This is a genomic window from Sorangium sp. So ce145 (assembly GCF_051525985.1).
GTDB classification, from domain to species: Bacteria; Myxococcota_A; Polyangia; order Polyangiales; family Polyangiaceae; genus Sorangium; species Sorangium cellulosum_B.
This window is the reverse complement of the sequence record NZ_CP150315.1, coordinates 10,218,680-10,236,553: the sequence shown is the minus strand read 5'-3', so window position 1 is coordinate 10,236,553 and position 17,874 is coordinate 10,218,680. Positions and strand designations below refer to the sequence as shown.

The 17,874-nt window shown below is 72.4% G+C and carries 9 protein-coding genes; 3 read left to right on the top strand and 6 right to left on the bottom strand.

Features of this window, described 5'->3' with window-relative positions:
- Positions 1 to 64: 64 nt before the first annotated feature.
- From WMF34_RS37910 to WMF34_RS37900, 3 genes are all read left to right on the top strand, one after another.
- Complete coding sequence (locus tag WMF34_RS37910; RefSeq protein ID WP_012240072.1) at positions 65 to 1,054, top strand: DUF2169 family type VI secretion system accessory protein; 990 nt, start codon at positions 65 to 67, stop codon at positions 1,052 to 1,054.
- Positions 1,047 to 2,297 (top strand): hypothetical protein, encoded by a 1,251-nt coding sequence (locus WMF34_RS37905; RefSeq protein WP_437990846.1) that lies wholly within the window; start codon positions 1,047 to 1,049, stop codon positions 2,295 to 2,297. The genes WMF34_RS37910 and WMF34_RS37905 overlap by 8 nt, the downstream gene beginning before the upstream one ends.
- Before the next feature lie 867 nt (positions 2,298 to 3,164).
- Positions 3,165 to 3,329: a hypothetical protein gene (locus WMF34_RS37900; protein ID WP_437990845.1), complete on the top strand. Its 165-nt coding sequence runs from the start codon at positions 3,165 to 3,167 to the stop codon at positions 3,327 to 3,329.
- Between the two features lie 422 nt (positions 3,330 to 3,751).
- Here the strand turns inward: WMF34_RS37900 and WMF34_RS37895 are convergent, their stop codons facing one another.
- The 6 genes from WMF34_RS37895 to WMF34_RS37870 are packed head-to-tail and all read right to left on the bottom strand — an operon-like array spanning position 3,752 to position 17,778.
- On the bottom strand, positions 3,752 to 7,840 hold the full coding sequence (locus WMF34_RS37895; protein ID WP_437990844.1) for an RHS repeat-associated core domain-containing protein: 4,089 nt from the start codon (positions 7,838 to 7,840) through the stop codon (positions 3,752 to 3,754).
- 34 nt (positions 7,841 to 7,874) lie between these two features.
- Positions 7,875 to 10,364, bottom strand: coding sequence for a hypothetical protein (locus WMF34_RS37890; protein WP_437990843.1), 2,490 nt, complete (start codon positions 10,362 to 10,364; stop codon positions 7,875 to 7,877).
- Positions 10,361 to 12,901, bottom strand: a complete 2,541-nt coding sequence (locus WMF34_RS37885; protein WP_437990842.1) for a type VI secretion system Vgr family protein — start codon at positions 12,899 to 12,901, stop codon at positions 10,361 to 10,363. The genes WMF34_RS37890 and WMF34_RS37885 overlap by 4 nt, the downstream gene beginning before the upstream one ends.
- The gene (locus WMF34_RS37880) at positions 12,898 to 13,401 is read right to left on the bottom strand and encodes a hypothetical protein (protein ID WP_437990841.1); all 504 of its coding nucleotides are present in this window, start codon (positions 13,399 to 13,401) and stop codon (positions 12,898 to 12,900) included. Before WMF34_RS37880 ends, WMF34_RS37885 begins: the two co-directional genes overlap by 4 nt.
- The gene (locus WMF34_RS37875; protein WP_012240064.1) at positions 13,394 to 15,577 is read right to left on the bottom strand and encodes a type VI secretion system Vgr family protein; all 2,184 of its coding nucleotides are present in this window, start codon (positions 15,575 to 15,577) and stop codon (positions 13,394 to 13,396) included. The genes WMF34_RS37880 and WMF34_RS37875 overlap by 8 nt, the downstream gene beginning before the upstream one ends.
- Entirely contained in the window at positions 15,574 to 17,778 is a 2,205-nt protein-coding gene (locus WMF34_RS37870; protein ID WP_437990840.1) for a type VI secretion system Vgr family protein, read from the bottom strand. Before WMF34_RS37870 ends, WMF34_RS37875 begins: the two co-directional genes overlap by 4 nt.
- Positions 17,779 to 17,874 lie beyond the last annotated feature (96 nt).

The window sequence follows — 17,874 nt, the reverse complement described above, 5'->3', positions numbered from 1 at the left end:
CGATCTTCGGGGATCGCGGCGTGCCTGCGTATAGGATGCAAGACCACCCGTTGGATCCTCGTCCGTGAGCATCGCGAACCAGACCCCCTTCGCCGTCCAGCCGGTGCCGCTCCTCGATCGCGAGGGCAACGATGTCCTGGTCGCCATCGTCAAGGCCACGTTCGTCGTCGATAGGAGCGGGGGCGCGCGGCTCGCCGATGACCCCGCGCCGGTCCGTGTCGCCGACGAGCCCTGGGAGCCCGAGAGTCCGCGGAGCAGCCTCCGTTTCCCGTCGGATCTCGGCGTCGCCAAGCTGGGCACGGACGTGGTGGTGACCGGCGACGCGATCGCCCCCGAGAAGGTGAGGGTGCTCGACGTCGCGGTGCGGGTCAGGCAGCGGCTGACGCCCCTGCGCGTCCACGGGCAGCGCTTCTTCTTCAAGGGCGTCCTCGGCGTCGGGATCGGGCCTGCTGCGCCGTTCGAGCGGGTGCCGATCGTCTACGAGCGGGCGTATGGCGGCATGTCGGAGGATCTCTCGGTGGTCGATCTCCGGAACCCGTCCGGCGTCGGCGCGGCGAGGAGCGCGGCGGACCTCGTGGACACGCAAGCTCCGCAGATCGAGCACCCGGAGCGGCCCCACGCCTCTGCGTCGGATCGCCATGCGCCGGTGGGCTTCGGCGCGATCATGATGCACTGGTCGCCGCGCCTCGAGCACGCTGGCACGTTCGACGAGCGGTGGAAGGCGACGCGGATGCCGCTCCCGCCGGAGGATCAGGACATCCGCTTTGGCAACGTCGCCCACCCTTCGCTCCAGTTCGAGGAGCACCTCGCGCCCGGGGATCCGGTGGGCATCGTCGGCATGTCGCTCGAGCCGGTCGTCTTCGCGCTACCGGGGTTTCCGGTGGTGGCGAGCGCGCGTTACGACACGGGGGAGCGCGTGGTCGTGCGGCCGCCGATCGACACGGTGCTGATCCAGCCCGAGGCGCGGCGGGTGGAGCTCGTGGCGCGCGCCGTCTTCCCGATAGGCAGGGGCCGGCGGGTGCTGCGCGAGGTCGTGGTGCGCGGCGATGGGTGACGCGGCGGGCGGCGCTGGGGAGCCCGTGGATCCCGAGATCGCGGGTGTGCCGCTCTCGGCCTATGCGGCGGTGCTGGCGTACACGGCGGAGGGCGTCTCGCTCGAGGCGAGCCTGGAGCACGTCGCGATCGCCCTCGGAGCCTGGCCGCCGGCGGAGGAGGCCTGGTCCGCGCGCCTCGCCGAGAGCGCGATGGGGGACGGGGCGCTGCTCGCGGCGTGCGACGAGCACCGCCTTGCGGCGCAGGCGCACGTGGAGCGCAAGGTGCCTCCGCTCGACACGGACCTGCGCGCCTGGCTCGATTTCTTCCGCGCGTTCACGGCGTCGGAGGATCCGCTCGGGTTCCTCGAGGCGCGCGGGCTCGGGGAGGGCGACGTGTTCCGGCTGCTGCGCGCCTGGCAGGAGCGGATCGTGGCGGAGGGGGGCGTGCGCGCCGAGGCGACGGCGATCCTCGCCGCCGCGCCCGGGCCGGTGCCGGAGGTGCGGCCGGAGGCGCCCGTGCTGAGGGCGTCGATGCGGAGGCTGCGTGGCGGCGCGGCGGCGGCCGTGAAGAAGGGGCGGGCGGTGGTGGCGGTGCGGGGCGAGACGGCGGATTTGCCGCGGGATTTATCGAAGCTGATCTTGCCGTTCGTGAAGCAGCCGGGGGGCGCGGAGAGGGCGGAGCCGCCTGCGCCGGCGGCGAGATCGGGGCCCGTGCTTCCGCCGTCGCTGGCCGCGCCGGAGCTCCCGAAGCCGGTGCTCGCGCAGAAGGAGATCGCCGAGACGGCGCCGGTGTTCCCGGCGCCGAGCCGGCCGGCGCTGCCGTTTGGGTCGCGCGTGGGGGAGCGGGACACGCCGCGCTCCGGGCTGCCGGCTGCGGGGCTGCCGCCGTTGCGTGAAGGGGCGTTGGAGGAGTCGATTGCCGGGACGCCCGGCGTCGGGACGGCGCCAGTGATGTTCGAGGCCGCGAAGCCGGCGCTTCCGTTCGCCGGGCCACCGGACGCTCCATCGTCGGGCGGCGGCGCGCCCCCGCCTGCTGCCCAAGGGCCCCGGCTCTCGCTGGAGGATTACGCTGCGATGCTCGCCGAGATCGCGGCGAGCCCGGCGACGGCGACGGCGACGATCGCTCGCTACGGGCTCACTCGCGAGGCGAAGGGCGCCGAGGACGCGGCGTGGCAGGCGAGGTTCGCGACGGAGCCCGGGCTGCGGATGAAGTGGATGCGGGCGCTGGTCGAGGCGGGAGAGCGGGTTCGCGCGAAGCGGTGAGGGAGAGCGCGATCGAATGGAGAAGGGGTCGAGCACGGTATGTTCAGGGCCATCGCATCATCGCCGCAGCCCATCCGCTTGCACCAGCTCCAGGGAACGATTGTCGCGTCTACCGGGCCCTACATCGCGCGGGCCCAAGGCGGGCAGCTGCTTGACTTGCGGAAGACGGAGGTCGTCGGGCCGCCGAACGCCAAGGGGGAGTACTCGCCGCCGTTCGCTACAGAGTACATTCGCTCCATCGATGGCCGGTGGCCTGACTCCGCGTGGACCTCGACTCAGGTGGGATGGGCATTATCGCACAAGACGCCCTATCCGAGGGAAGGGATGGTCCGCTGGAACGAGGAGCGTGGCCAATGGGTCGAGCAGCCGGACATCGCGTGGGCCCGTGGTTGGGCGGATGGGGTGCTCGCCGGGAGCGTCGACGGCGAGCTCAGATGGGTGGATGGTTCGGACCGACCCATCCCTCCAGTGCTCGCCGAAGGCCTCGTCCCGGACTTCTTGAGCGTATCCCGGTGTCGGGTAACGAAGGCCGGCGACGTTCTCCTCGAGATCCAGCGGTCTCCCCATTTTGCGCCTGGGTGGTGGATGTTCCCGCGCGGAGAGTGCAAGCCGGAGAGGGTCGTGTTGCCGCCCGATATGGACGAGACATGGGTCTCGCTGGAGTTTGGTCATTCACCCTGCGAGTTGGTTGTCTATGGCAGAATGAAATCCGGGGAGCCGTTTTGCGCCTATCGCGACCAGGGGGTATGGCACCCACTGCCCCCTCTGCCAACCCATCCTACGTGGACTAGATTGATGAGCACGCCTTCTGGCGATTTTGTCATCATTTCATTGGACTGCTCGTCCTTGTTCTCCATGTATCGGCTTGTGCGACAAGAGGTCTGGGAGCCCATGCCCGTCTTCTTCTATGCGAACAGGTGCTTTCCCTCCATGTATGACTTCAAGAGCGGCGAGGGGGGTGAGCTGTGGCTCGCTCTCGAGTTCAGCACCTCCGGTATGCACGACGCGATCCTCTATCATGCGCGCATCTAGGAAGCCGATCACGTTGATCGAGCGAGAAACGAACCGCCAAGGCGCCAAGGACGCGCAGAATAAAACACAATCTTGGCGTCCTTGGCGCGCTTGGTGGTTCAAATTCCTGCTCTTTCCCGGGGTTTCAGCCCGTTTGTCGCTCTAGCACTACTGCAGAGAGCTGCCCTGGATCGGCAGATAAGCCGCCATGCTACCAAGGCCACCAAGGGGAGAGAAAGTGCTGTCTCGACATTGTTCCCTCCTATCTCCCTGGTTTTGGGGCGCCGTTCGCGTCATGGCGGTTCGCTCGCTCGTCCGACTTCCCGCAGTAGTGCCAGGCTCTGTTGAACGGGCGTCGCCAGTTGCCCGAGCGCGGGGGGGCCTCCTGGCGCAAGCCTGAAGGTCATTCGTGCTCGAATGTCAGCTCTGGTTCAAGCGCGGGTTTAGCTCGACGGTGGCTCTCGGACGGGTAGCCCATGATTCGGTGGGGACACGTTCAGAGGCTGCGTGTTCCCCAGCGGCTGGTACCGATTTCGGTCCTCGCCGGCGGGGACGCCTGAGCGCCAAAAGTTCCACCGCCCGAGGCGCGTTTCGTCATATTTGGCCTCGCTCACTTCCTTGGCGGTAGGCCTCCATTGTACGCTGTTGATGACCCCGATGGGTGGAGCGACGCGATGACCATCCCCCCAGACCATATCGTTCGGGGCACGGATGTCCCGGTTGGGCAAAGCGGCGGAGACCTGCTGGGCGACGCCGTTGTGCGTACGCCCCGTGTTGCACGAGTTGAGGCTGATAAGGCGCGCGTTGTGGTAGTTGTCGGCGGCTTTGATCATGGCCACGAGCTGGGATGGCGCGAAAGCCGCACTCATCCCGTTCACGTCATCCGCCTCCACGTGGTCGGGCGTCCCGTGGACCATGACTCGATAAATGTCCGGGTTCGGCTTGATGTAAAGCATAGCCATACGGGCGCCGCTGTCGTGCAAAGGATTGCCGATGATGACACAGGATAGGCCCAACGGATCGGCGTGGGTGGTGGGGCTTCCGTCAAAGGCGAACAGGTTGCGGCCGCCGAAAAGTTCGATTGGATCGGGGCTCAGGAAGCGCGCCGTCTGTGGATCGAAGTAGCGATAGCGGACATAGCAGAGTCCAGTCTCTTCGTCGTGGTACTGGCCGAGCAGGCGGAACGGCGACATCACGGGCGCGCCGCCGGTGGGTTGCATGGTCTCCAGGACGATGCCGAAAACCGAGTGGCGTGCCGACCACGCGACCTCCCCATCCGACCCGATGAGCTCGGTCGGGGTGCCGATGTGATCGGTGATAACCGCGTAGATGGCCGCGCCCTCCTGTTGGAGGAGTGGGCACATCGTCCCAGGCTCGTGCACGAAGATGCGCGTGCCGCGCTCGGAGTCGATCTCGGCCGCGAGGCAGAGGCCGTCCCACAGGTACTCGACCACGCGGGGCTTCGGCGCTCCTGCGGGATCGAGCGCGCTCGGGGCGGAGGGTGGGACGACCTCCTTTTTGATGCGGCGGCTGAACGCATCGTAGGAGAAGCGAATACGCGTTCCGTCGGGGCGCCGGACTTCGCGGAGCTGGCCGCGGCAGTCCCAGAGGTACTCCGTCTCGCCATCTGAGCGCGTCTCGTGGATCCGTCGGTTCCCGGCGTCGTAGGCATAGGCGGACTGCTCGGTCCGGAGCAAGATGCCGCCCGGCCCGGTCTCCCAACCCGAGCCCGCGGGTTTCAGCGAGCCTCCAGCGTCGTACGTGAAGGACTCGCGACCTTGCGGAGAGATCGCCTCGAGCAGCATCCCGAGCCGATCGTGTCGGTAACGCGTGAGGCCCCAACGCAGATCATTGCGCTCCACGAGCGTGCCGGATGCGTCGCGGGCATAGTAGCGATCCACGAGCGTGCGCTTAGCGCTGCCGACCCAGTCCCGGGTTGGGCGCGCCATCGGGTCGACCTCGCGCCGCGCTTCCACGCCCGCGCTCGCGAATATCTTGCGGACCACCGAGCCGGCGAGATCGCGCTGAATCTCCACGCGGTAGCCGTCGTGATCGAGCGACGAGACGTGACCTTCCTCGTCGTAGGCGTAGCGGGTCACATGCCCTGTCGGGAGGATGCGCGCGGTGCAGCGGTGCTGTGCATCATACGCGTAGCGAATGGTCCGGCCGTTTTGCGTCTCGGCGACCACGCGGCCGAGCGCATCGCGCTGGACGCGCAGGCGGGCCTCCCCTGCAGGATCCTCGTAGATGTACTCGACAGCGAGATCTTCGGGCGTCTCGACCTTCACGGCTCCGTGTGGCGTCTCCTCCGCGACCAGCCCCCCCGCCCCGTCGTACCGGAGCGCGCGGAAGGTGCCGTCGGGGCTCTCTACCCGGGCCAGGCGGCCGTTCTTGCCGTGCTGAGCGCGACAGAGCCGGCCGTCATACGAGCGGTATTCGCGGAGGTTGCCGGCGCGATCATAGCGGAGATCGAAGGTATCCCCCTTGGGGTTCTTCACCTGCTGGAGGCGCTCGTTGAGGTCGTACGACAAGGACCAGATCGAGCCGTCAGGCTGGATTACCTCGATCGGCGATTTCAAGCCTGCGTAATGGAAGGTCTCGATGCGCCCGAGCGCATCGGTGCGGCGGGTGAGGCGTCCGAGCGCGTCGTGCTCGAAGCGCAGTGAGGTCCCGTCGGGTAGGTAGACGGCGAGCGGCTGTCCGACGGCGTCGAGTTCGCGACGCGTGACCCGGCCGAGGGGATCGGTGTACGCCACGGGCCGGCCGAGCGCGTCGTGGCGCCAGCGACGCGCCCCGCCGCGAGGCGTGCGCTCCTCGATGACGTTGTGCTGCTCGTCGTAGGCGAAGCCGGTGCAGAGCCCGTCCGGCCCGTATACCGCTGCGAGGCGTCCCTGTTCGTCGTATGTCAGCGTGAGGAAGGCGCCAGGCGCGTATTTCACCGAGGTGAGCCGGTGTTGAATGTCGTATTCGTACTCGGTGGTCAGGCCGTTGGCGCGGCGCCGTACCAGGAGATCGTCCGAGTACTCGAGGTCGATGGCCCGGCCGAGAGGATCGGTGATGCGCGTGACGTTGCCCCGCCCGTCGCGGGTGAACACCAGAGTGTCGCCGGCCGCGTTCTTCGTCTTGAGGAGCAGGCCGTCGGCGTCGAACTCGAGATCGCGTGCGGAAAGGCCGTCGGTCGAGGCCTCGCGTACCACCGAGCCATCTTCGGGCCGCCACGTGAAGACGCGGGGCTCGGGATTCCCGGTGAGGTGCGTGACCCCTCGGTCGAGATCGTAGGTGAGGTCGCCGGCGTGTAGATCGCCGTCGCCCCAGGATCGGATGCAGCGGCCCGTCTCGGGATCGTAGAGGTAATGAAACGAAAGGCCGGTCGGCAGCGTCTTGCGATTCAGGCGGCGCTGCTCGTCGTAGCCGTACGCTTCTGCGTGGCCGAGCGGATCGGTCACTCGCACGAGCTCCCCGCCATCACTGTATGCGAACGCGACGGTGTAGACGGATGCGCGCCCCCCGCTGCTCGTGGGGAAGACCTCGAGGCGCACGATGTGGCCGTCGCCGTCATGCGTGAGGGCGATCGTGCGACGCGCGGTATCGACGAGCCGGGCGAGCCGCTCCGCCTCGTACTCGAGGACGATCTTGTGCCCGGATTCATCGCTGATCTCCCGGAGGAATGCGCGGCCGCCGCCGGTCGGGACAAAGGTGCGGGTGAGGCGCGTATCGAGTGAGAAGACCGTGGCACCACCCCGGAGGTCGCGGGTGATCACGAGGCGCCTGCCGCGGTGGAAGGCCGGCTCACGTGGCTTCGTGTCGTGCAGGGTTACTGTCGCCCCGTCCGCGTCGCGGAGGCGCAGCACGCCGCCTTCGATCTCGATCCACTGGTGATACGTATGCGTCCAGCCACAGCGCCCTAGCGGGGTATTCTCGCAGTTGCGTGCGGAGCTGTAGATGCGCTTCCACTCGACCGGAATGAGTCCCGGGATCGAGACATCCATTTTCTCGTCGACGGTGGCGCCCGATGCAACGGAGATCGGATCGAGCACCAAGTGTACGTTCGTGGTGGTGTTGTTGGACGTGGTGACCTGGACAGTGTCCGCCGCCAGGAGCACTCCGTCGATCTGGCTTATGCCGTGCTTGATGCGTTCGATCTCCCCTTTCGTCGCTGCTACGTTGAGCTTCACCAGATCGCCGGTGCATGCGATTCCATGGCCGGCAGCCATCACCCTCGACGACGAGGTGTCGACGGAGCACCCCCCGTTCACGAAGTGTGTAACGACGTCGCCGCCGGTTGCGCTGCAAGGCAAGTTACCTGGCGCTTGCAGACCCATCGCGCTGCCGTGAACGAGCACCGGCGCGCCCCCGATCTGGAACCGCTCGTCGGTACCCGTCGCCGTTGCTGAGAGCGCGATATATACGAACGGGGTTGGCACCGGACCGATGGGAGGCACTGGCGGCGCATGGCTCAGGGCCGGCACGAAGCCAGGACAGAAGTGATTGCTCCGCGTCGTCGCAATATATTTGTAATTGATCGTCGCCACGGCGATTTCTCCCTCTCCCGCTCGCCCCCGCCCCTCAGCTCCGGCTCCGCGCCACCTTCAGGAACGCCGCCAGGTTCGCCTCCGCCCTCGCCCAGAAGCCGCTCACGTCGACCGCATCGGGCAGCCGCAGCCGAGCGCGCAGCTCGTCGACCCGCGCCTCCACCGCGATGCGCGACAGCCTCCCCGACGCGCACTCCTCCGCCGCCACCGCGGTCGAGAGCGCTCGCCCCCCGCGGTAGCGCCCTCTCGGATCGAGCCGCTGCGCCGCGATCGCCTCCCGCCACGCCCCGGCCTCCAGCTCCCGCGCCTCCTCGACGACCGGCCCGAACAGCGTGCGCAGCGCTTCCGCCGCATCGTCCGCGAGCGCCTCGTCGTCGAGCCGCTGGATCATCCACCCGGCGCTCGCCGGGCAGCCGAAGCGCGCCACGGCGGAGAGCGCCGCGCGCGTCGGCCGATGGCGGCCGAGAAGGCTCTCGAGCCGGGGCCAGTCGGCCGGCTCGCCGGCCAGCGCGAACAGCTCCGTCGCGTACAATCCGAGCCGCGCGCTCAGCGCCTCGTCCCGCACGAGCTCCACCTCGCCGCCGATCACCAGCATCCTCGCCGCCGACCACGCCACACCGGCGGACGCCTCGCCGCAGAGCTCCCGCAAGCGCTCGACGAAGCGCGCACGCTGCGCCGGCGGCAGCCGCTCACAGGCCCAGATCCCGGCGCGCATCACCGCGCCGTGCTCGTCGGCGAGCGCGGCGCCGATCCCTTCGACCGGCAGCTCGCCGCGCATCGAGCGCAGGTTCACGCCGGCAGCCCGCGCGATCGGGTGCGCCGACGCCGACAGCGCCCGCGCCAGCCCCGCGAGCCCGGGCCGCTCGACCAGCGCGAGCGCCTCGGCCACGGCGATCGCGTGATCCTCGGCGTCCTGCGGGAGCAGGTGCGCCGCCCGGTGGATCGCGGCGAGCGCGTCGTCCCCCGCGAAGGCGGCGAGCGAGATCGCGCCCGCGAACGACTTCCACGGGTCGTCCATCCAGCGCTCCCAGAACGCGGCGACCTCGATCAGGGCCCGCGGCCCCGCGGCCACGATCGCGTCGATCTGCCGGAGCATCCGCGGCTCCGCCTCCGGCAGCCACGAGCGCCGCCCCTCGACGCGATCCCGAGCGAGCGCGGCCACGAGCTCCGCGCAGTGATCGACGACCGACGCGTAGAACCCCGCCAGCGTGACCTCGGTCACGCGCCCCGCATCGAGCCGCACCGCCGGCGCGGGCGCGCTCTCGCGCGGCAGCTCCGGGAGCGCCGGCGCCACGTCGTTCGCCGCCGCGACGGCCGCCGCCGCGACGGTCGCCGCCCCGATGGTCGCCGCCGCCGCGCCCACCTCCCCGGCGCCCTCCTCGAGCCACGCCTCGTCTCCCGGCTCCTCCGCCTCGACCGGCGGCGGGACGAACGCCTCGCGCTCCACCTGCCGCGCGATCACCGCCCCCGAGAGCGGCATCATCACCGGAAGCGCCCCCTCCGCTCCCGCCGCGACCTTGCCCGCTCCCGTGCGCGCCGCGGCCCCGAGCGCGATCCCGCGGGTGCCATCGCGGGAGATCGCCCAGGCCACGAACGACCTCCCGGCCTCGGCCGGCGCCGCGCCGTGCCGGAGCGTCGCGAACGCACACGCGAGGCCCATCACGCCCGCCGCGGCGCCGAGCTCGCCGATCTCCGCCTCGAGGCAGCGATCGAAATAACTCGGCGAGAGCCGCTCCGCGCACCGCGCCGTCGTGAACTGCCACTCTCGGCACCGGAGCGCGCCAGCACGCCCCTGCCCGAAGACGGCCTGGATCGGCCCGGCAGCGGCGGGCAAGCCGCGCAGGAGCGCGGTCATCGCCACCGCGTCGACGGGCTCGTCGTCCTCGTCGGTCGCGCGCCCCGGCGCGTGCCGGCTCGCGACGATCTCTCCCACGGCCGCCGCCCCCCACCGCGACGCCTGCTCCGCGGAGGCCACGAGCAGCGCCCCCGCGCCCTCCGACGGCGGCGGCGGCGCGAGCAGCCACGGGCTCTCCGGTCTCCGCCGCCGCTCGGCGAGCGCGTCCACCCCGGCGTACGAGTCGACGCCGACGAGGAGCGCGGCGCCGCCCGCGCCGCCCGCGAGCAGCTCGGCGATCCGCGCCAGCGCCGCGAACGCGCCCGCCGCCCCGGCGAAGCGCTGCGCCGCGGGGCCGAGCGCGCGCGCCAGCTCCGAGAGCGCTCCCTCGGGCAACCCCGGCCGTGGCGCCGGCGTCACGACGAACCTCGGGATCCCCGCCGCCTCGTCCGCGGGCACCACAGCGAGGGCCTCGGCCACGGCGCCCCGCGCGAGCGCGAGGAGGCGGCCCGCGTCGGCCTGCGAGGGCCTGATCCAGGGGCAGTAACGCGCGTCGAGCCGGCGCCCGTCGGGCCCGACGAACGGCGACGGCGGGGGCGGCGGCGCCCCGGCGCGCGGGAAGAAGACGTGATCGCGCGCCGAGGCGCCGGCGGGCGAGACCAGGCCGAGGCCGAGCACGGTGAGCTTCATCGGTGCGTGAGCGAGCCCGACTGCTTCGAGCTCCCGGTGATGGTGATCGAGGGGGACTTGATCGTGACGCCCGCCGGCGTCGCCGAGATCTCGGACGCGCCGCACCGGAAGGTGATCGGGCTACCGCCGAGCTTCAGGTTCCCGCTCACCTCGAGCGTCAGCGCGCTCTTCGCGGTGAGCGTGTACGAGCCGCCCGCGCTGATCTTCAGCGCGCCCTTCACGTCCGAGGTCATGGCCCCCGCGACGCTCCGGGTGATCGCCCCCCGGCTGCCGATGTTCAGCGAGCCGAGCCACTCGCCGAGGCCGCCGCCCACCGTGAGGCCGGCGCTCGCCGCGCTGCTCGTGTGGCTCCCGTTGATCACGGTCGTCGCGGGGCCGGCGGTCACCCACGAGACGGGGCCCGGCGTGGTCAGCGTGTAGAGGGCGCCCACCGCCTCGGTGTACGAGCCGCTCGCGACGACGCTGCGGTGGCCCGGGCCGGGGCCCGCCGGCCCGCCGCCCGCGCCGCTCGCCCCCGCGGCCCCGCCGCCCGGCGCCGCCTCGCCCTGCGCGGGCCGGCCGTGATCCCACGGCATCGGGCTCGACGACCCCTTCACCGCCGCAAGGATCGCCTCGCCCCCCGGCAGCAGCGACATCGCGCTGCCCGCCGCGCTGTCCTTGATCGCGGCGAGCGCGCCCTCCGCGCCCTTCGCCTGGTAGCCCTCGTAGGCCGCGCGCGACGCGCCCATCGCCGACGCCGCGATCTGCCCGGCGGCGCCCCGTGCGCTCACCTTCGACAGCAGCGCGGACGCGGCGAGGTTGGCCGCGCCCTTCACGGGGTTGCCGGCCTGCTCCACGAGCATCCCCCCCACCACCGCCGTCTCGGCGCCCACCTCGCTCACGAAGTTGCCCCCCGCGCTCTGGCGCTGCGCGCCGCCCACCGTCACGCTCCGGGAGCCGTAGCCGCCGATGTACCCGAGGTGCACCGAGGTCGACTCGTCGCCCCCGACCTCGGCCTGCAGGGCGGCGCCGACCTGGAGATCCTCGTTCTTCAGCGTCTGCGCCTCGTGGTCCCCCCCGACCGTCGTCTCCTTGGCGAAGGGCGCGTGCACGAGGACGTGCTCGCGGCCGGCCGCGTCGTCCATCTGGATCGCCGTCCGCGCCCCCCCGCCGGGCGAGCTGTCGGTCGCGATCGACGTCACCGTCTTGTTCGCGGGCAGCGCGAGGGGCGGCCGCTGCTTCTCGTTGTACGAGCGCCCGAGCACCACGGGGCGATCCGGATCGCCGTCCTCGAACATCACGAAGACCTCCCAGCCCACGCGCGGCAGGAGCATCGGATCCGGCAGATGCGGCTGCGCCACCCGCACGGGCAGGCTGCTCCGCTGGTCGCCCTCGCCGTGCAGATCCCAGTGGAAGCGGAGGTGGACGCGGCCGAGCGCGTCGGGGTGGATCTCCTGCCCGCGCTCCCCGGTGACCCAGGCCGACTGCACCCCGGCGATGCGCGGCCTCGGCGTGACCTTCGGCAGGCGGAAGGGCACGCTCGCCGGAATCGCCCCGACGCTGGCGCGGAAGACCCCGTCGCCCGCGTCCCAGCGCAGCGCGACGTCGGTCACCACGCAGTCGCCCGCCGCCTGGACGACGCCGTGGTGGTCCGGCGCCTCCACGAGGCGGCAGCGCGCGCCGGGCGAGAGCGCCAGCGCGTTGCTGTCGAACGACAGGCGCGCGGCCTCGGCGCGCAGCGACTCGAGCCGGATCCGCGCGCGCGCCGCGCCCTCCGCCGGCGAGGCGAAGCCGCCGGGCGCCTCGTAGACCTCCACGTCCCGCTCCGCCTCGACGCCCCCCGAGGCCTCGGCCTCGAGCGAGAGTCGGGGCTGATCGGGGCTGTGATCGCGGAGGACGACCTTGCCGGCCGCGCGCCGGAGCCGCCGCGCCGCGTCCACCGCGACGGGCCCCGGCTCGTCCAGCGTGCTGCGGGTGACCAGCGCGACGCCGCCCGGGTAGGCGTCCTCGGCGGAGGCGGAGTCGTCCTCGAGGACGAACACCTCGCCCTCGCCGTCGTCCTCGAACCGGAAATACAGCCCGTGCTCCTCGCAGATCCGCCGGACGAACGCCGCGTCGCTCTCCTGGTACTGCACGACGTAGCGGCGCTTCGGGTAGGACGCCGCGAGCCGCTTGCGCACGGCCCTGTAGCCGCCCCCTCGCGCCACCTGCTCGACGATCTCCGGCGCGGTCATCTCCTGGAACGTGCGCGCCCTCCGGGTGAGCGCGAGCAAGGCGAAGCGCGACGCGAGCGTGAGCCGGTAAGCCCGCAGGTGCTCGTGATCGCTCGCGATCACGGCGAACCGGGTGACGACGCCGAGGAACGTCCTGCTCCCCGTGGGGGCGTCCAGGGCGAGCCGCCCCGCCTTGCGGAGCACGCTCCCGGGCGCGACGAGCGCGTCCCTCGGGCCATGGAGATCGATCTCGAACGCCGAGGCCTCCCCGAGCCGCTCCGCGCCGCGGACGCGCCACGGCGAGAGATCCGGATCGCCCTCGATCGTCAGCGCGACGCCGCTCACGGCAGCTCCACCCGCGCCGAGAAGATCCGCACGAGCGCCGCCATGTCGATCACCAGCCGGTCGCCCTCGATCCGCACCGCGCCGCCGGGCTCGATCCGGAGGCTCGATCCCGGCACCTCGAGCTCCAGCGTCTCCCTGGCGCGCAGCCGGAGGTGGCGGGCGTCGAGCGCCAGCGTCCCGTGCGCGTCCGGCGCCGGCGCCGAGGCCGTCTGGAGCGCGCCCAGGATGGCGACGCCCCCGGGCGCGTCCGCGAGCACGACGGTGCGGACCTCGCGCATGCACTCCTCGATGAACGCGGGCGAGACGCCGGCGGCGAGCGTCGCGAGGAGCCGGCGCCCGTCGCTCGAGCGCACCTGGAACGCGGGGCGCGCGTCGCTCTTCTCCTCGCCGCGCGCGGCGATCATCTCCACGATTCCCGGGTGGAACCCGGGGCCGAGGGGCTTCGCCTCGCCCCGCGCGGGGCGGGCGTTCGATTGCTGGACCGTGCGCGACCTAGCCATAGTGATGAACCCCTTCCTCGACGCTCGACGTCGGGCCCTCGAGCTTGCCCGAGATGGTGATGGAGCCGGGGGTCATGGTGATCGTCACCCCCTGCGCCTTGATCGTGAGCTTCGCTGCCGCCTCGACGGCGATCTCGGCGCCGGCGATGTCGGCGGCGCCTCGCGAGGTGGTCGTGACCTTGCCGAAGCTCTCCGCGACGTCGCCTCCCGCGGCGACGCTGCGCGAGCCGAAGCTCTCGGCGTAGAGCCCCCGCACGGTGAGGCCGTAGGAGCCGGCGTCGATGGTCTGCGCGCCCGAGACCTTCACGATCGCCGCGCCGGCCACGCCCACCGACTCCGACGGGCCGGCGGTGGTGCTCACCGAGCCGCCGACGAGCAGCGTCGAGGCGCCCTTGGCGAAGACGCTCTGGTGCTCGACGCCGACCTCCTGCTTCGCGCCGCCCACCATCCGGACGAAGCTCGGCGTCACGGTGAGGTAGTCGCCGCCGGCGCGGATCACGCGGGCGCCCCCCACGGTGATCGCCTCGGAGGCCGCCTTCAGCCCGTAGTTCGAGTCGACCGCCACCTTGCGCTCGCCGCCCACCTCGAGCGACAGCGCGCCCGCCACCTTCTCGACCCGCCGCTCCTTGACCTCGACCGTCCGGGCACCGCCGACCACGCGCTCGGAGCGCCCGGCGATCTCGGTCCGCTTGTCGTTCTCGGTCCGCTCCCGGTAGTCGCCCGACGTGTCGAGCCCGAGGCGCTCGTTCCCGGCCTCGTCGCTGATCCCGACGCCGCTGCCGCCCGAGCCGCCGGGGGTCGCCCGCGTGCCGAGGCGGGTCTCGACCTTCTTCGCGGGCAGCGCGGCCGGCGGCGCCTGGACGGCGTTGTACAACCGGCCGAGGATCACCGGGATCTCCCCGCCCCGGTCGCTGAAGCCGACGAGCTCCTCCCAGCCGACCCGCGGGTTCAGCATCGCGCCCGAGAGCTGCGGCTGGGTCACGCGGGCGAAGCCGGAGCTCCGGTTATCTGACGTCTCGCACGTATCGCACGTCTCGCACGTGCCCTGGCGATCCCAGCGGAGCCGGAGGCGGCTGCGGCCGTGCTCGTCGAGGGCGATCTCCTTGCCCGGCGGCCCGGTGACCACCGCGGTCCCGGCGCCGCCGCGAGGCTCGGGGGCCCGGCGCGCCGGGCGGAAGCCGTCGCGCGCCGGGACCGCCTCGAAGCGAGCGCGGTAAGCGAGCTCCTCCGGACCCCCCTGCGCCCTCGCCTCGTGCACGACGGCGAGCACGAGCCAGCGCGCGTCGCCGAGCTCCTCGGGCGGGTCGGTCACCTCGACGATCTCGCCGGCGCGGAGCTCCGGCGCCGTGGCCTCGCCCTCGAGCGAGGTCGCCCCGGCCCGGCGCTCGGCGAGGCGGATCGCCGCGAGCTCGCGGCCCGCGCCCGGATCGTCGAGGCCGCCCGGGACCTCGTACCACTCGAGCGCGCCCTCGCCCGAGGCGCCGCTCAGATCGAGCATCGGCCGGGTGAAATCGTACGCCTTGAGCGCGACCTTCTCGACCGCCACCCGCCTCCGGACCCGCGCCGCGTACAGGGCTCGCCCGGGGACGAGCCCGGCCTCGTCGCGCCACGGGATCGCCGCGCCCGTGTCGAGGAACGTCTCGGGCGCGTCCGCGACGTGGAGGAGCGCGGGATCGCCCTCGTCCGGGAACCAGCTCATGCCCTCCTCGGCGAGGAGGCGGGCGCAGAAGCCGAGGTCGCTCTCGAAGACCTGCGCGCAGTGGGGCCGCTTCGCCGCCGCGCGGCGGGCGCGGAGGTCGAGGCGGACGCCGTGATCGCCGAGGACGCGCGCCGCGATCTCGGTGGCGCTCTCGTCGACGAAGACCCGGTAGTCGCGCGTCCCGTCGAGCCGGGCGACCGGCGAGGCGAGGGTCACACGCGCGTGGGCGTCGCGCTCCTCGACGGCCTCCACCGCGAGCGCGAAGCGCCGCTCGACGCCGTGGAAGCGCAGCGTGAGCGTCGCGGCGCGCCCGATCAGATCGAGCGCCGCGAGCTCGGCGGGCTCGCCGCCCACGAAGGCGGCGCAGCGCGCGTGGGCCACCGTCGGGGCGCAGGCGCGCTCCTCGACCTGGCACGCGTGGACGCGGAGCTCGGCGTCCACGCCGGGGATCTCGAGCAGGATGGGTCGCTCGCTCACTTGCCCGCCTTTCCGCTGGCGCGCCGGGTCGTGCCGCCGTCCACGTGGGTGACGCCGCCGGTCGTCTTCAGCTTGCCGCCGCCCAGCGTCATCGTGCCCGCCGCGATGCTGCCGCTGGCCTGGATCGTCACCACCGGCGCGCTGATCGAGACCTTCCCGCCCGCGCCGATCGAGACCTTCCCGGCCGTGATCGTGCCCATCGATGCCTTGAGGCCGACGTTCCCCGCGGCCCGCTCGTGCACCGCGCCCGCCTGGCTCCGCTTGCCGCCGTTGATCGACTCGGCGTAGCTGCTGCAGCGGATCGTCCGGGAGCCGCGGCAGGCGTAGGTGCGCGCCCCCGCGACCGACTCCGTGACGCCGAGGCCGCTCGCGATCGACGTCGTCCCGAGCACCACCCGGGCGCAGCCGCCGCTCACGTTGACGTTGGACTGGTTGCAGAGCAGCGCGTAGCCGCCGCCCACGACCTCGACGCACGACCCGCTGGCCAGCACGGCGCGGTTGCCGGTGACGTCGACGAGCTCCACCCCGCCGACGAGCTCGGAGCTCGCCCCCTCGACCGAGAGGAGCATCTCCTGCCCCACGTCGACGCGCTGGGTCGCCCCGACGCGCGCGGCGTGGCTCCCGAGCACGTTGCTGGTGAGCGACAGGCCGACGACCTGCGCGTCGTCGCCGTCGATCCGCGTCGCCTCCGGGCCGCCGACCTTGACCGAGAGATCCCGCGAGGCGTGGATCGAGAGCGCCTCCGCGCCCGCGTCGTCGACCATCGTGATCCCCTGGGTCTCGCCGCTCCTCGGCGTGGTCCACGACTGGAGCGCGGTCGTCGCCGACGCCGCGGGGAGCGGGAACGGCGCGACGGCGGTCGCGTTGTAGGCGCGGCCGAGGACGAAGGGGCGATCCGGCGAGCCGTCGAGGTAGCCGACGTGGACCTCCCAGCCGACGCGGGGCAGGAACATCGAGGCGCCGAGCGGGTGCTGGAGGCAGCGGATCCAGTGCGATGCGCGGTCGTCGGCGATCCCGGAGCGATCCCAGAGGAAGCGCAGCTTGATCCGGCCGAGATCGTCGACGTGGATCTCCTCGCCGGGCGGCCCCGTGATCACCGCGCCGTCGATGTGCTCCACCGCGGGCGCCGGGCGGATCGCGGGCCGGAAGGGCGGGTGATCTCCGCCGTCCGCGGCCTTCGTCGGCCTGAGCGCGATCCGGTTTCCGTAGGGCGTGGCCGCGCCGCCGTCGCGGCTCGGCCGCGCGTAGCGGTGGGAGAGCTCGGCGACGAGCATCCGCTGCTCGAAGAGGTCCGCGCCCGCGCCCGTGATCTCCACGAGGCGCCCTGGCCCGAGGCGGATGCAGTCGCTCTCCCCCGTGACGGCGACCTTGTCGCGCTGCAGCTGCTCCAGCCGCCGCCTGGCCCGCGCCTTCGCGGCCTCGGCCGTGGGGACGCCGGCCGGGACCTCGAGCCACGCGAGCTCGCCCTCGCCGGCGTGGCCGTCGACGTAGACGTCCGGGTGCCGCACGTCGAAGTCACGCACCGTGACCCGATCGGCCACGGCCTGCTCCTCCCACTCGAGCGACGAGAGGGCGCGCGCGCCGAGCTTCGCCCCGCGGGCCCCGGCGTAGGGGAGCGCCGCGCCGCCCTCGATCCCGTCGTGCGAGCCGCTGCCGTCGCCGAGGACGATGCGGTGCTCGCCCTCGGCCGTCGTGTCGAACCAGTACGAGATCCCCTCGTCGGCCAGCAGGCGCTCGATGAACGCCCACTCCGCCTCGGCGTACTGGACGCACTGGGGCCGCACCGGGTACGCGCCCGCGAGCCGCGGCGCGATCGCCGCCGCGGGGATGCCCGCGCCCGCCAGCACCTCGGCCACGATCTGCTCGGTCGTCTTCTCGAGGAAGACCCGGTAGCCGCCGCGCAGCGTGAGGAGCCATGGCGGATCCGAGAGGCGGAGCGCGTAGATCCGCTCCCGGCCGCGGCGGAGATCGCAGCTCGCCTCGACGACGAGGAGGCGGACGAGCCGCTCGGAGCCCTCGGCGGGGTCGACGAGCGCGAGCGTCGCCGGGGCGCGGAGGAGCGCCGCGAGATCCACCTCGCCGGGGACGGCGACGCGCACCTCCCAGGACGAGAGGGCGTCCATGGCCTCGCGCCCCGCGAGCTCCAGCACGACGCACTCACCGAGCGGCCCGCAGGCGAGCCGGACGTCGACGTCGCTCATGGCTCCCAGGTCCGTGAGCCACGGGGGAGGCCGGCGTCGTTCCGCGGGGATCTGCGCATGTTCGCTGCCACCTCGAGATCGCTCCTGGCCACGCGA

Bases quoted from the DNA above. Each gene is read 5' to 3' on its own strand.
- WMF34_RS37905 (WP_437990846.1), top strand. From the start codon at position 1,047: ATGGGTGACGCGGCGGGCGGCGCTGGGGAGCCCGTGGATCCCGAGATC.
- WMF34_RS37890 (WP_437990843.1), bottom strand. From the start codon at position 10,364: ATGAAGCTCACCGTGCTCGGCCTCGGCCTGGTCTCGCCCGCCGGCGCC.
- WMF34_RS37870 (WP_437990840.1), bottom strand. From the start codon at position 17,778: ATGAGCGACGTCGACGTCCGGCTCGCCTGCGGGCCGCTCGGTGAGTGC.
- WMF34_RS37880 (WP_437990841.1), bottom strand. From the start codon at position 13,401: ATGGCTAGGTCGCGCACGGTCCAGCAATCGAACGCCCGCCCCGCGCGG.